Annotated in this window: 15 protein-coding genes and 1 riboswitch; of the genes, 13 read left to right on the forward strand and 2 right to left on the reverse strand. The window is 31.9% G+C overall.

From position 1 onward, the window contains the following. Positions 1-326: 326 nt before the first annotated feature. Positions 327-767 carry a helix-turn-helix transcriptional regulator gene (locus tag B5D15_RS03995; RefSeq protein WP_078695828.1) on the reverse strand — a complete coding sequence of 147 codons (441 nt, stop codon included), beginning with the start codon at positions 765-767 and terminating at the stop codon, positions 327-329. Here B5D15_RS03995 and B5D15_RS04000 point away from each other — a divergent pair. The 10 genes from B5D15_RS04000 to B5D15_RS04045 all read left to right on the forward strand — a co-directional run bounded on the left by B5D15_RS04000 (position 741) and on the right by B5D15_RS04045 (position 8589). Beyond that, positions 741-1055, forward strand: a complete 315-nt coding sequence (locus B5D15_RS04000; RefSeq protein ID WP_179122185.1) for a hypothetical protein — start codon at positions 741-743, stop codon at positions 1053-1055. The two genes, B5D15_RS03995 and B5D15_RS04000, sit on opposite strands and share 27 nt — an antisense overlap. Positions 1056-1230: 175 nt before the next feature. Continuing rightward, positions 1231-1399: riboswitch (cobalamin riboswitch) on the forward strand. Positions 1400-1504: 105 nt separating this feature from the next. Next, complete coding sequence (gene cobT, locus B5D15_RS04005) at positions 1505-2572, forward strand: nicotinate-nucleotide--dimethylbenzimidazole phosphoribosyltransferase (protein ID WP_078695829.1); 1068 nt, start codon at positions 1505-1507, stop codon at positions 2570-2572. A 4-nt stretch (positions 2573-2576) separates the two neighbouring features. Further along, complete coding sequence (cobU, locus tag B5D15_RS04010; RefSeq protein WP_078695830.1) at positions 2577-3119, forward strand: bifunctional adenosylcobinamide kinase/adenosylcobinamide-phosphate guanylyltransferase; 543 nt, start codon at positions 2577-2579, stop codon at positions 3117-3119. Next, positions 3116-3859 (forward strand): adenosylcobinamide-GDP ribazoletransferase, encoded by a 744-nt coding sequence (gene cobS / locus B5D15_RS04015; protein ID WP_242948687.1) that lies wholly within the window; start codon positions 3116-3118, stop codon positions 3857-3859. Before cobU ends, cobS begins: the two co-directional genes overlap by 4 nt. Beyond that, the gene (locus B5D15_RS04020; RefSeq protein WP_078695832.1) at positions 3850-4446 is read left to right on the forward strand and encodes a histidine phosphatase family protein; all 597 of its coding nucleotides are present in this window, start codon (positions 3850-3852) and stop codon (positions 4444-4446) included. The genes cobS and B5D15_RS04020 overlap by 10 nt, the downstream gene beginning before the upstream one ends. Positions 4447-4463: 17 nt before the next feature. After that, complete coding sequence (gene cobO, locus B5D15_RS04025) at positions 4464-4979, forward strand: cob(I)yrinic acid a,c-diamide adenosyltransferase (RefSeq protein ID WP_078695833.1); 516 nt, start codon at positions 4464-4466, stop codon at positions 4977-4979. Positions 4980-5008: 29 nt separating this feature from the next. Then, on the forward strand, positions 5009-5947 hold the full coding sequence (locus B5D15_RS04030) for an ABC transporter substrate-binding protein (RefSeq protein WP_078695834.1): 939 nt from the start codon (positions 5009-5011) through the stop codon (positions 5945-5947). A 111-nt stretch (positions 5948-6058) separates the two neighbouring features. Beyond that, on the forward strand, positions 6059-7096 hold the full coding sequence (locus tag B5D15_RS04035) for a FecCD family ABC transporter permease (protein ID WP_078695835.1): 1038 nt from the start codon (positions 6059-6061) through the stop codon (positions 7094-7096). Then, positions 7093-7911 carry an ABC transporter ATP-binding protein gene (locus tag B5D15_RS04040; RefSeq protein WP_078695836.1) on the forward strand — a complete coding sequence of 273 codons (819 nt, stop codon included), beginning with the start codon at positions 7093-7095 and terminating at the stop codon, positions 7909-7911. Before B5D15_RS04035 ends, B5D15_RS04040 begins: the two co-directional genes overlap by 4 nt. Positions 7912-8046: 135 nt before the next feature. Continuing rightward, a complete protein-coding gene (locus B5D15_RS04045; protein ID WP_078695837.1) occupies positions 8047-8589 on the forward strand; it encodes an amidase domain-containing protein in 543 nt (180 codons plus the stop codon). A gap of 50 nt (positions 8590-8639) precedes the next feature. Here B5D15_RS04045 and B5D15_RS04050 read toward each other — a convergent pair whose 3' ends face one another. Next, complete coding sequence (locus B5D15_RS04050; RefSeq protein WP_078695838.1) at positions 8640-9629, reverse strand: LacI family DNA-binding transcriptional regulator; 990 nt, start codon at positions 9627-9629, stop codon at positions 8640-8642. A 196-nt stretch (positions 9630-9825) separates the two neighbouring features. On the opposite strand from B5D15_RS04050, the gene B5D15_RS04055 reads away from it, so the two are divergent. From B5D15_RS04055 to B5D15_RS04065, 3 genes are read left to right on the forward strand one after another with little or no spacing between them, the layout of a single operon-like run. Continuing rightward, complete coding sequence (locus tag B5D15_RS04055; RefSeq protein ID WP_179122186.1) at positions 9826-11382, forward strand: extracellular solute-binding protein; 1557 nt, start codon at positions 9826-9828, stop codon at positions 11380-11382. 59 nt (positions 11383-11441) lie between these two features. Continuing rightward, positions 11442-12395: an ABC transporter permease gene (locus B5D15_RS04060; RefSeq protein WP_078695840.1), complete on the forward strand. Its 954-nt coding sequence runs from the start codon at positions 11442-11444 to the stop codon at positions 12393-12395. 9 nt (positions 12396-12404) lie between these two features. Further along, complete coding sequence (locus B5D15_RS04065) at positions 12405-13301, forward strand: carbohydrate ABC transporter permease (RefSeq protein WP_078695841.1); 897 nt, start codon at positions 12405-12407, stop codon at positions 13299-13301. The last annotated feature ends 3 nt before the right edge of the window (positions 13302-13304 follow it).

Genomic DNA, 13304 nt, shown 5'->3' on the forward strand with positions numbered 1-13304 from the left:
AGAATTTCAGGGTTATAACCCCCTTAGGCTTTTTCTTTTTGCAGGAATCTTCCTCCTCCACCGTCTGAAAGCGAGAGCTTTTGGAGCGGGTGGTTTTTACTATAGTTGAGTTCTATATATAAAACAGAAAACAATTTATAAACATAATAAATAACTACATTTTAAGCATATTTTATTCCCACACTTTTCCCACAATAGTTTTAGATAAAGGTAGTATGCTTTAGTTGGTTAAAGTATAAAAATCCAGTATTATCAATGCTTTTAGGGAATTATAGAAAGATATAAATATAAAAAATCGAAAAAATTTTATCGAGGGCATATTTCTATTATTCGTTTAATATAATATGCTTAACTTTTTCATAAGTAACTCTATTCATATAACAAATATTATTTTCCCATTGCCATAGTGTTTTTTCGTTAATATCCAAAACCTTTGCAGCACTTCTTATGGAAAGCTTGTTTTTATTCCTCCATTTTTTTAAGATTTCACTTTGAATAAATACAAACTTATAGTAGTTATCAAAAAAATATTCTATAGGTTCATTTAGTGCTTTGGCAATTCTAATTAATGTAATAGGGGAAGGATAAGCTTCATTAAATTCAAAAGTATCTAAGGTCCCTCTTCTAATACCAGATTTGCTACATAGTTCTTCTTGAGACATATTTTTTATTAATCTTATCTTTCTAATCTTTTCTCCAACTGTTGCATCGGGAAGGTAAGAATATTTTTCGTTATAGAAATGTATTGTCGCAAAATAGGAAGGCAAGGTGAGGCTATAGTTACGGGAACCCTTGCAGGTTATAATGCAGTAAGATGGGGGCTTGGGCTTAAAACAGTAATTCTTCCAACATCACTATGTGTTGGAGATATAATAAGCTTTGAAAACAGCATGAAGGAAAACATAGAGGGATTAAAAAAGAGATATACCTTTGCAGGTGCATCATACTTTGAAAGGATGAAGGAACTTAATCTTTATACAACCGATGATAATATAGTAGAAAAAAGAGTAAAAAATTTATTTTTAGATGGAATATTTAAAGAAAGGCTTTTGTAAAAGTGCCACCGCAAGTGACAAACTGAATCTCTTTAATATAATTACTATTTTATCTTCTATAAATGGATAGATTATAATCTATTTGTAATTTTTTTGAATATATTTGTATACATTTTATAAATTCATTTTTTCTATTGTATAATTTATAAAATAATGGTATATTAAAGTTGTCTGAAAAGTTAATATGTATCAATGGTACTTAAAGTTTAAAAGGGAAAGCGGTGAAAATCCGCTGCAGCCCCCGCTACTGTATACGGAGACGAATTCCTATCCACTGATTTTTCGGGAAGGAGGAAGGAGGATGACCCGTCAGCCAGGAGACCTGCCTTGATACTGCTAATTACTTCGGTGGGAAGGAAAGGCTTAGAAAGTATATATGCCTTCACCTTTGGTGAGGGCTTTTATAAGTTATGCACCCCCACTGGGTGCTTTTTTGTTAGGAGGGTATTATGGAACTATTAAATTCTACTTTAAAACAAATTGAGCCTTTATATGAAGATTCTGTAAAGGAAGCTGTAAAAAGGCTTGATAACCTTGCAAAGCCTATAGGAAGCCTTGGATATCTTGAAGATATTGCATCTAAAATGGCTGGAATTACAGGAAAAGTACATAATGAAATAAAAAAGAAGAACATAATAATAATGTGTGCCGATAACGGAGTAGTTGAGGAGGGAGTTAGTGCCTGTCCTCAATATATTACAGCTATACTTACAAACAATGCAACAAAGGGCATAATGGGTGTCAGTGTACTTTCAAACTTTGCAAAATCCGATACTACTGTTGTTGATATAGGAGTTAAGGCTGATTTTAACGATTTAAAAATAATTAATAAAAAAATTGACTATGGTACAAATAATATGTTAAAAGGGCCGGCAATGACAAGGGAACAGGCAATAAAGGCTATAGAGACAGGTATCGAAATTGTTGATAATCTTGTTAAAGAAGGTTATGACCTTTTAGGTACAGGAGAGCTTGGAATTGGAAATACTACAACCAGTGCAGCTATTTTAAGCGTTCTATCTGATATAGACTCAGATATAATAGTTGGGAAAGGGGCAGGTCTTACTTTAGAGCAGTATGAGAATAAAAAAAGGGTTGTGAAAAAATCAATAGAGGTAAATAAACCCGATAAAGATGATGTAATAGATGTAATATCAAAGGTTGGTGGATTTGATATAGCAGGGCTTTGCGGATGCTTTTTAGGTGCTGCTAAAAACAGAGTGCCTATAGTTATAGATGGATTTATATCCTCGGCTGCAGCACTTTGTGCATATAAACTTAACCCAATATCAAGGGATTATATGTTTCCATCCCACCTTTCAGCAGAGCCTGGTGCCGTTTACATGATGAAAGAGCTAAATCTTGAGCCTATGCTAAATCTTAAAATGCGTCTTGGGGAAGGTTCAGGATGCCCCCTTGCTTTTAACATAATAGAAGCAGCTCTTGAAATAATAAATAAGATGGGAACCTTTGAGGATGCAATGATAAACAGCGATTTTTTAGTTGATATAAGGTGATAAAATGGCAAGAATAATACTTATAACCGGAGGGGCAAGGAGCGGAAAGAGCAGTTTTGCAGAATCCTTTTATAAAGATGAAGATGATGTAACATATATTGCAACATCTCGAATTACTGATGAAGAAATGAAGGATAGGATAGAGCTTCATAGAAAATCAAGACCTTTAACTTGGAAGACCTTTGAAGGATGCTATAACCTTTGTGATGCTGTAACTCATTGCAAAAACTATCTTCTCGACTGCATAACTGTTATGACATCTAATATAATGTTTGATATGTCAAAGGATTTTGAAAAAATTCCTCAAAACCTTCAAAGTCAAATTGAGGATGCTGCATTTAATGAAATAATAAAACTTATAGAAAAAATAAGAATAATAGATGGAAATCTTATTATGGTGACAAATGAAGTTGGAGATTCAATAGTTCCTGAAAACCATATTGCAAGGGTTTATAGAGATATTATAGGGAGGATAAATCAAAGGATAGCTAAAGTATGCGATGAAGTTTATATCGTAACCTGCGGAATTCCTTTGAGATTAAAATGATGGTAAAATCCTTTATTTTAATGCTTCAATTTTTAACAAGGCTTCCTATAAATAAAAATATTGATATGGACAAAGATACAATAACAAAGGGAACGCTGTTTTTCCCTTTTATAGGCATGATTATAGGTACAATTTCAGGGATAGTTTATTATCTTTTAAGCTTTATAAATAAAGATGTAGCATCCCTCGGGGCAGTATTTGCAATAGTTTTTGTTACAGGAGGACTGCATTTAGACGGCTTATCTGATACTGCTGATGGTTTTTTCTCAGGAAGGGACAGGAATAGAATACTTGAGATAATGAAGGATAGCCGTATAGGAAGTTTTGGAGTTATAGCAATAGTATTTGTTCTTTTATCAAAATATGTTTTGATAAAAAGTTTAAATCATGACGTTATAAAGGTTATTATTTTATCCTGCGGATTGGCAAGATTGGGTATTTCAATGCTTTTTAGTTTTGGAAAAACGGTTAGACAAAATGGTCTTGGGAGCATGTTTACAAATAGTGAGTCGCGAAAATACTTTTTCATAAGCCTTATAATATTTTCAGCAATAGGATATTTAATAAAAGGAAATTTATTTTTAATAGCTTTATTTTGCAGTATGGTTTCTTCTCTAATAATTATGAAATATTCCTATAAGGTTATAGGAGGGTTAACAGGGGATGTATATGGTGCTGCCTGTGAGATTTTAGAAGTTATTTGTATTTTTATATTTTTAGTGGTGATGCTATGGATATAGTATTGATAAGGCATGGAAGAACTGATGTCAATGAAAAAGGATGCTTTGGAGGCTCAACTGACACAGGTCTTAGCATTAGGGGAATAAAGGAAGTTGAAAACTTAAAACTCCATATTAAGGATATAGATTTTGACTGTATATACGCAAGCCCTATGATAAGAGCACTTCAAACGGTAAAAATTCTCGGATTTGATTATATTATTGACGATAGGCTGAGGGAGATTGACTTTGGAATATTTGAGGGCTTGAGCTATAAGGATATAGAAAAGAAATACCCTAAAGAATATGAAAAATGGAACACAGATTATTTAAACTATAGATTCATAAATGGCGAGAGCCTTATGGATGTGTTTGAAAGAGCCTGCGATTTTTTAAGAAGCGTCGATAAAAATAACAAAAGAATACTTATTGTAACCCATGGAGGGGTTATAAGATGTATATTATCAGAGGTTTTTAAAAGCAGGGACTATTTTTATAAATTTAAAATAGATTATGCAGCTGCAAATATTATTTCCTATGATGATGATTTTATGTTTATTAAAGGAATAAACTGCATATCAAACATTAAAAATTTGATTAATAACTAATAGAAAGAAGGTTTAAAATGGAAAAGGGTTATGTACAGGTTTATACAGGAAACGGCAAAGGCAAAACCACAGCTGCCTTTGGACTTTGCCTTAGAGCAATTTGCGCCGGAAAGAAGGTTTTTATAGGACAGTTTGTTAAAGGAATGGAATACAGTGAGCTTAAGGCGGTAAAGCTTTTGCCAGGCTTAGAGATTGAGCAGTTTGGAAGGGGCTGCTTTATAAGGAATGAACCTTCAAAGGAGGATTTTGAAGCTGCAAGATTAGGACTTGAAAAATGCAAGGAAGTTTTAAAATGCGGTGAATATGATGTTGTTGTTCTTGATGAAATAAACATAGCGATGTTTTTTAAGCTTGTAAGCGTTGAAGAGGTATTAGAATTAATAAAATTAAAAGCTGAAAAGACAGAATTGATATTAACAGGAAGATATGCACCGCAGGAGATAATAGATGCAGCTGACCTTGTAACTGAGATGAGGGAGATTAAGCATTATTATACTAAGGGTGTCATGGCAAGAAAAGGGATTGAATCCTAAAAAATAAATTTTAAGATGGGGGAATGAAAATGAGAAACATAAAAGTAAAAAATTTATTATTAGGCATTTTAATATTGTTTACATTCTTATTTGCATCCTGCACAGGAGCAAATTCAAATAAGCCTGAGGAGCAGAAAAAACAGGCAGTTTCATATCCTTTAACAATTACTGATTCATATAGTAGGCAGGTTACAATTGATAAAAAGCCTGAAAGAATAGTCTCTGTTGCACCTAATATAACTGAAATAATAGCAGCACTTAATGCAAAGGATAGGCTTGTTGGAAGAACTGACTACTGTGATTATCCTCAGGATATTAGCAGTGTTGAATCAATAGGAAGCCTTATGGAGCCTAATATAGAAAAAATTGTATCATTAAAGCCTGATATAGTTATAGCTTCAAGCCATTTTAAAAAGGAAAGCCTTGAAAAGCTTGAGCAGCTCAACATTAAAGTAGTTATTTTAAATGGTGCTGAAACTTTCGATGGAGCCTATGAAACTATTGATAAGGTTGGGCAGGTTATAGGAGAAAAGGAAGCTGCAGAAAAGATAATAAGCGATATGAAGAAAAAGGTTGAGGAAATCACAGCAAAAGTTAAAGATGCTCCAAAGCCTAAAGTGTATTATGTTATAAGCTATGGTAAATTTGGAGACTATACTGCCGGTAAGGGAACTTTTATTGATGAAGCTATTAAAATGGCTGGAGGTACAAACATAGGAGAGGATGCAGAGGGCTGGGCATACAGCTTAGAGAAGATAGTTAAAAACGATCCTGATATTATAATATGCTCAAAGTATTTTGATACAAAAACAGGTATATCCACTACTGCTGGATATAAGGATTTAAGAGCTGTTAAAGAAGGAAAGCTTCTTGAAATAGATAATAATATGCTTGATAGACAAGGACCAAGGCTTGCACAGGGACTTGAGGAACTTGCAAAGCTTATACATCCAGAACTTTTTAAATAGAAAAAGGGGCTGTTGCTAAGGAATTTTATGTAATAGAGTAGATTCAGTATGTTGTATGATTTAATCCCTTAGCGGCAGCCTCTTAATAAACACAGCAAAAGAGGGAGAACTATGGTTATAAATAAAAGCCGGTACAGATTTATAGTTTTTGTATCCTTTGCGGTTTTAATTGTTTTAATAGCTTTTGCAGCAGCGATAGGTACAGTAAAAATATCGGTTTTAGATGTTTTTAAAACGTTATTATCAAGGTTTGAATTAATAAATGGAAGTAAAATATTAAAAACAAATGAAATAATAATATTTAATATTCGCATTCCGAGAGCACTTCTTGCCTGTTTTATAGGAATGGGACTTTCTATGGTAGGGCTTGTATATCAGGGTATATTTAAAAATCCAATGGCAGATCCCTTTGTTCTCGGAACATCCTCAGGTTCTGCATTAGGTGCAGCAATTGCAATAGTATTAGGTATTGAAAAGACCTTTTTAGGACTTAGCAGCATAGCAGGTTGTGCCTTTGCTGGGGCGATTTTAACTACATTTGTTGTATATAATATTGCAAAGGTTGGGAACAGGGCTTCAAATACAAACCTTCTGCTCTCTGGTGTTGCCATGAATTTTTTCCTATCTTCAATAATATCCTTTATTATGGTTTTGGATAGAAATCAGGTTGAAAAAATAGTGTTTTGGACATTAGGAAGCCTTGCAGGAGCTAATTATAAAAATGTTTTACTTCTTATGGTTATTACTATTCCATCAGGTCTAATAATATATTCTTTTGCAAGGGATTTAAATATTATTACAACTGGAGAGGAAACTGCATCAAGCCTTGGAGTGGAAGTGGAAAGGGTTAAAAATCTTATGTTTATAATTTCTTCTTTAATAGTTGCAACTTGTGTTTCAGTGAGCGGAATAATTGGATTTGTAGGACTTATTATGCCACATATTGTAAAGATTATAATAGGGCCTGACTATAAAAAAGCACTTCCATTAACACTTCTTTGGGGAGCATCCTTTATGGTTCTTTGTGATATACTGTCAAGAAGTCTGCTTTCTCCTGCTGAAATTCCCGTTGGAGTTATAACCTCATTTTTCGGGGCACCATATTTTATATATCTTCTTTATAAAGACAAAAAGAAGGTGATACAGTGAAAAATGATAAAGCTTTAGAAATTAAAAATTTAAGCTATACTGCACTTTCAAATGAGATACTTAAAAATATCTCATGCAGTTTTAAAAGCGGGCTTTTTTATAGCATAATAGGTCCTAACGGCTCTGGGAAAACTACTCTTTTAAGGCACATATCAAGAAATTTAATGCCAAAGGAAGATGTTATATTTATTGAAGGAAAGGATGTAAATGATTTTAAAGGTACAGATTTTGCTAAAATAGTATCCTATGTGCCTCAGCAGATAGATAGTTCCTGTACATTTACAGCCTTTGATGTTGTGCTTATGGGCAGATACCCTTATGTTAAAAGGTTTGAAGGAGAAAAAAAGAAGGATATAGATATAGCCCTTTGGGCTATGAAGGCAACAAATACTTTTAATATTAAGGATAAAAATATTAACCTTTTAAGCGGAGGGGAAAGACAGAGGGTAATAATTGCAAGAGCCCTTGCACAGCAGGGGAAGATACTTCTTTTAGATGAGCCTACAGCACACCTTGATATACACCATCAGATTGAGATTATGGATACTCTAAAACAGCTTAATATAAATTATGGTATAACTATACTTTGTGTTCTTCATGATTTGAATACTGCCTGTGAATACAGCGATTATGTAGTTGTTATGAAGGATGGGAATATTGAAAATATGGGAAAGCCTCAGGAAGTTTTAAATGAGAAGCTTATTAAAAAGGTATACGGAATAGATGTTTCAATAATAAAAAACCCTGTGAATGGCAATTATCATATAATACCCCAGTCAAGTTTTAAATCTAATAGGGAATATAATTGTGGTTAAATGCTTTAATAGCAGCAACAGGTTGAAAATTCTTAAATGAATATGAAAAATTATAAATAGAACATAAATTGAAATGTTATCTTTTTTTCTTAAAAAGAATATTATTTATAAAAGTTCTTTTTAAGGAGCGTATTTATGAATTATTTTTTTAGAAATAATTTATATTCGAGGTTTGATGCTGTAAGGTATGCCTATACTTATGGAGTAAATCCAAATCCTAAGTACAGGTATTTTGAAGGTCATGCTGATGGTGGAGGAGACTGTACTAATTTTATTTCACAGTGCCTTAAAGCTGGAGGTGCACCTTTGGATTATTCTATAGAGTGGGCCTGGTGGTATAATTCTAAGAGTACACAAAATGTTTATGATGATACTTGGTCAGTTACCTGGGCCGTAGCAAATTCCCTTTACTGGTGCTTAAAATCAAGATACCAGCTAAAACTTAAAGGTCTTAAGGCTTTAGAGGTTGATGATTTAGATATTCTTGAGCTTGGGGATGTAATTCAATATGAGAACTATAGAGGAGTTATTTATCATTCTGCTATAATAACCGCCTTCACATATAATGGAGGGAGGAGAATTCCTCTTATTACACAGCATACCTATGATGCTATAAATACAAGTTATATAAAACCTGCAGCTAAAAAGATGCATCTTATGAAGATAATAGTTGATTAAAGAAAAATAGTTTTTAAAATATAAAGCCCCACGATATAATAAATGGGACTTTATATTTTTTTGCAGCTATCTCGAATTATTAATTCAGTAGGTATTATTATTTTTTTGCTAATTTTTCTATTGTTTTTTATTCTTTCTATTAAAAGCTCTATTGCGGTATCGACTAATAAATTAGTAAATATTCTTACTGTAGTTAAAGGAGGAAAAAGATATTGAGAGGTTGGAATGTCATTAAATCCAACTATGCTTATATCATTAGGTATAGATAAACCTGACTCTGAAATAGCCCTATAAGCTCCAATTGCCATTGAATCGTTAGCAATAAATAATGCTGTTGGATGTATATTTTTTGATAAAATTTCCTTTGTTAAAGTATAACCGCTTGAAGGGGTAAAATTTCCTATGCGGATAAAATTTTCATTATAAATCCCGTATTTTTTACTAAAATCTATAAAGAATTTTTCACGCCAGTCAATGCATTCTTCATCATCTAATATATCTTTTCCCCCAATAAAACCAATTTTACTATGATTTAAAGATAAAAAGTAATTGAATACGTCTTTAACTGATTTTTTCATATCTACAACAACTGAGTCGAAATCATAATCATCAAGAGACATATCAATAAAAACAATATTACTATGAATTGATTTAAGAAGGTTTACTTCTTTATCTGAAAATATTCCAAGTGCAAAAATGCCATCGAAGGATTTTAAAGAAAAATCTATATTTTTTTTATCTTGTATTATATATTCTATGTTTTTTTCACGCAGTTTTTTTTCAATTAATACTCTTAAAGATAGATAATATGTATCTTCGAGTTCAATTATATCTGAGTAACCACGTAAAATGCATACTTTGAGCATTGAAGATTTTGTTCGCTTTATTTTTTCTTTTTTGTAATTCAATTCCTCTGCGATTTCAAATATTTTTTTTCTTAATGAATCAGGTACGCTTAAAGTTTCATCATAATTTAAAACTCTTGAAACGGTAGAAAGCGATACGCCTGCTTTTTCTGCTATATCTTTAATAGTTGCCATAATTTCACCTCTCAAATTTATTATAACTTATTATTTAAAATTTTCAATAAAATAAGTAAAAAAACATATTGTATTTTACTAAAAATTTTACTAAAATATAATTAATTGAATGTAATGTCAATTCAAAAAAATGAAAAACTCTAAGTTGAATTTTGAGAATATTGACATTGCAAAACAAAAAAGTGGGGGGATTTTTATGAAAATTAAAAAAATGATGACGGTTATGCTTGTTTTGACGACAGTTGTTTTTAGTTTTTCCGGATGTGCTAAAAAGACAGTAGAAAAGACAGATAGCTCATCTTCAAATGAAAAAATATCAATTAAGTACTGGGTTCCATTTACCCCAAATCAATATATTAAAAGTTTAAATGAAAGCGAAATGTATAAAGAACTTGAAAATAGAACAAATGTTCACATTGAATTTATTCATCCAGCAGAAGGGCAGGAACAAGAACAATTCAACATAATGATAAATTCTAAAGAACTTCCTGATGTAATTCAAAATTATGCTGGTGAATATAAAGGCGGAATAGACAAAGCTATATCCGATGGTGTTTATTTAAGATTAAATGAGTTGATTGAAAAGTATGCTCCAAATTATAAAAAATTATTAGATGAGGATCCTGAACTTGCAAGACAAGTTACAACCGACAGCGGAAATATTTACTGCTTTGCATTAATTGGAGAGGATAGAAATGAACCTGCTTGGTGGGGACCGGTTATAAGAAAAGATTTGCTTGATGAATTAGGATTAAAACAGCCGGAAACCATAGAGGAGTGGGAAAATGTTTTAAGGCAGATTAAAGAGAAGAAAAAAATTGAGGCTCCTCTTGTTATAAACAAAAAAGGAGTTGACGGATATGGAACTTTTGTTAGTGCATTTGATATTGGCCCTGGATTCTATAAAAAAGGAAATGATGTAAAATATGGTCCAATAGAACCTGGATTTAAAGAATATCTTACTTTAATGAATAAATGGTATCAAGAAGGATTAATCGACAAGGACTTTGCTACAAGAGATAGAAAGAGCAGAGAGGCACTTATAACATCAGGAAAGGCAGCAGCATTTATTACTGAATATGGATTGGTTGATCAATACATTCCTGCAATTAAATCTACAAATCCTAAAGCTGAATTTGTTCCTGCATTAATTCCTGCGTTAAAAAAAGGAGATACTGTACATTACCGAGTAGTGAATAATAGAAACGGTGGATATGAAGCGGTTATTACATCTTCATGTAAAGATCCAGCAAGAATTGTAAAATGGTTTGATTATGCTTACAGCAAAGAAGGATATATGCTTTTTAACTATGGAATAGAAGGAAAAAGCTATACTATAGAAAATGGAAAACCTAAATTTACGGATTTAATGCTTAAAAATCCAGAAGGATTTGATTACTGGACAGTTGTTAATAAATGGAAGCTCGATGTTGGACCATATCTTAGAGATTACAAGGCTATACCAGAGTTTACTAAATTCGATTTAGCAGCTATGGATACGTGGACAAAAGCAGATGATGATTATGTTCTTCCACCCACAACCTTAACTGCTGAAGAAGAGGAACAATATTCAAACACAATGAGTGATATAGAAACATACAAAGATGAAATGATATTAAAATTTATAATGGGAAAAGAACCTTTAAGCAAGTTCGATGATTATGTAAAACAGATAAAAAGTATGGGTATTGATCAAATGATACAGATACAGCAGAACGCACTTAACAGATATTATAATAGAAAGATAAAGTAATGTTTGTGCATTGAAGAAGGAATTCCTTCTTCAATGCATATTTGTAAAGGAGAGATTTTATGAAGAGCGTTGAAATTGGAAAAGCTTTAACTGTTAAGGAAGAGAGCTTTTTTAAAAAATTAAAAAAAGATTTTTCAATGAATAAATATATTTATTTAATGGCGCTTCCTATGATTGTTTATTTTATACTTTTCTGCTATATACCTATGTATGGAATTATAATTGCATTTAAGGATTTTAGTCCAAGACTGGGAATTATGGGAAGTAAATGGGTTGGATTTAAACATTTTTACAATTTTTTTAAGAGCATTTATTTTGGAAGAACTTTTAAAAATACCGCTCTTATAAGTTTATATTCTTTGCTTTGGGGTTTCCCTGCACCTATAATACTTGCCTTATTAATAAATGAAGTAAGGATTAATAAATTTAAAAAAGCAGTTCAAACGATAACCTATCTTCCTCATTTTATATCTTTAGTTGTTATATGTGGTTTGATAATTGATTTTACAGCAACGGATGGTTTGCTCAATTTTATATTATCTAAATTTGGAGTTACACCTGTTAATTGGCTTACAAAACCGGAGTGGTTCAGAACAATATATATAAGTTCAGGTATATGGCAAAGCATGGGTTGGGATAGCATTATATATCTTGCAGCTTTGACAAATATAAATCCAAGCCTTTATGAAGCGGCTATGATAGATGGTGCTAACAGGTGGCAGCAGCTTGTTCATATTACGCTTCCAAGTATTGCACCAACAATCGTTATTATGCTCATATTAAATATTGGAGGCCTTATGAGTGTTGGATATGAAAAAATAATACTTCTTTATAATCCATTAACCTATACAACTTCCGATGTAATATCAAGCTATGTTTACAGAAAAGGAATACTGGGTGCAAATTATAGTTTTAGTACTGCGGTTGGGCTTATAGAATCAGCAATAGGATTTACTCTAATATATTTTGCTAATAAATTCAGCAAAAAAATATCAGAAATAAGTTTATGGTAAGGTGATTATATGGTTTATAAAAAAAGTGTTTCGGAAAGAACTTTTGATGTTGTTAATATTATTTTTTTAAGCATATTAGTTATTATATGTGCTTATCCCCTTTATTATGTTTTGATGTGTTCTTTAAGCGATCCCTATCAGCTTATGAAACATAAAGGAATTTTGTTAAAGCCTCTTGGATTTACTTTAAATGGATATAAGCTTGTTTTTCAGAATCCAAGCATAAGGACAGGATTTTTTAATACTCTTTTTTATGTTATTGCTGGAACTTTTGTAAATATGCTTTTAACTGCAATGTCGGCTTATGTAATTTCAAGAAAAAATTTAATGTGTCATAAATTTCTTATGATAATGATAACAATTCCTATGTTTTTCAGCGGAGGGCTTATACCTTTTTATCTTCAGGTTCAAAGATTGGGGCTTATAAATACTAGATGGGCACTTATTTTCCCATCGGCTTTATCTATATGGAATCTTATTATTTTAAGAACAGCGTTTAACAGCGTCCCAGAAAGTCTTATAGAATCAGCAAAGCTTGACGGTGCGAATGATTTTACAATACTTTTTAAAATAATAATACCATTATCTAAGGCTACACTTGCTGTCATAGCTCTTTTTTATGCAGTAGGTCATTGGAATTCATGGTTTAATGCAATGATATTTTTAAGGGATAGAACTAAATTCCCACTACAGCTTATTTTAAGAGAAATACTTATTTCCAATGAAACAAGAGAGATGATGAACAATTTGCCAAGAACATCGGCCCAGTTTATTCAGGCTGAGGCATATAAAACTTTAATTAAATACTGTACTATAATAGTTTCAACCCTTCCAATAGTTTGTGTTTATCCATTTATTCAAAAGTATTTTGTTAAGGGAGTAATGCTTGGTTCAACTAAAGAGTGATGA

It is taken from the genome of Caloramator quimbayensis (assembly GCF_900167605.1).
GTDB classification, from domain to species: Bacteria; Bacillota; Clostridia; order Clostridiales; family Caloramatoraceae; genus Caloramator_B; species Caloramator_B quimbayensis.

Excerpts from the sequence above, each read along its gene's own strand:
- B5D15_RS04030 (WP_078695834.1), top strand. The coding sequence starts at position 5,009 with ATGAGAAACATAAAAGTAAAAAATTTATTATTAGGCATTTTAATATTG.
- cobO (WP_078695833.1), top strand. The coding sequence starts at position 4,464 with ATGGAAAAGGGTTATGTACAGGTTTATACAGGAAACGGCAAAGGCAAA.
- B5D15_RS04065 (WP_078695841.1), top strand. The coding sequence starts at position 12,405 with ATGGTTTATAAAAAAAGTGTTTCGGAAAGAACTTTTGATGTTGTTAAT.
- B5D15_RS04000 (WP_179122185.1), top strand. The coding sequence starts at position 741 with ATGTATTGTCGCAAAATAGGAAGGCAAGGTGAGGCTATAGTTACGGGA.
- B5D15_RS04055 (WP_179122186.1), top strand. The coding sequence starts at position 9,826 with ATGAAAATTAAAAAAATGATGACGGTTATGCTTGTTTTGACGACAGTT.
- cobU (WP_078695830.1), top strand. The coding sequence starts at position 2,577 with ATGGCAAGAATAATACTTATAACCGGAGGGGCAAGGAGCGGAAAGAGC.
- B5D15_RS04020 (WP_078695832.1), top strand. The coding sequence starts at position 3,850 with ATGGATATAGTATTGATAAGGCATGGAAGAACTGATGTCAATGAAAAA.
- cobS (WP_242948687.1), top strand. The coding sequence starts at position 3,116 with ATGATGGTAAAATCCTTTATTTTAATGCTTCAATTTTTAACAAGGCTT.
- B5D15_RS04060 (WP_078695840.1), top strand. The coding sequence starts at position 11,442 with ATGAAGAGCGTTGAAATTGGAAAAGCTTTAACTGTTAAGGAAGAGAGC.
- cobT (WP_078695829.1), top strand. The coding sequence starts at position 1,505 with ATGGAACTATTAAATTCTACTTTAAAACAAATTGAGCCTTTATATGAA.
- B5D15_RS04035 (WP_078695835.1), top strand. The coding sequence starts at position 6,059 with ATGGTTATAAATAAAAGCCGGTACAGATTTATAGTTTTTGTATCCTTT.
- B5D15_RS04050 (WP_078695838.1), bottom strand. The coding sequence starts at position 9,629 with ATGGCAACTATTAAAGATATAGCAGAAAAAGCAGGCGTATCGCTTTCT.
- B5D15_RS04045 (WP_078695837.1), top strand. The coding sequence starts at position 8,047 with ATGAATTATTTTTTTAGAAATAATTTATATTCGAGGTTTGATGCTGTA.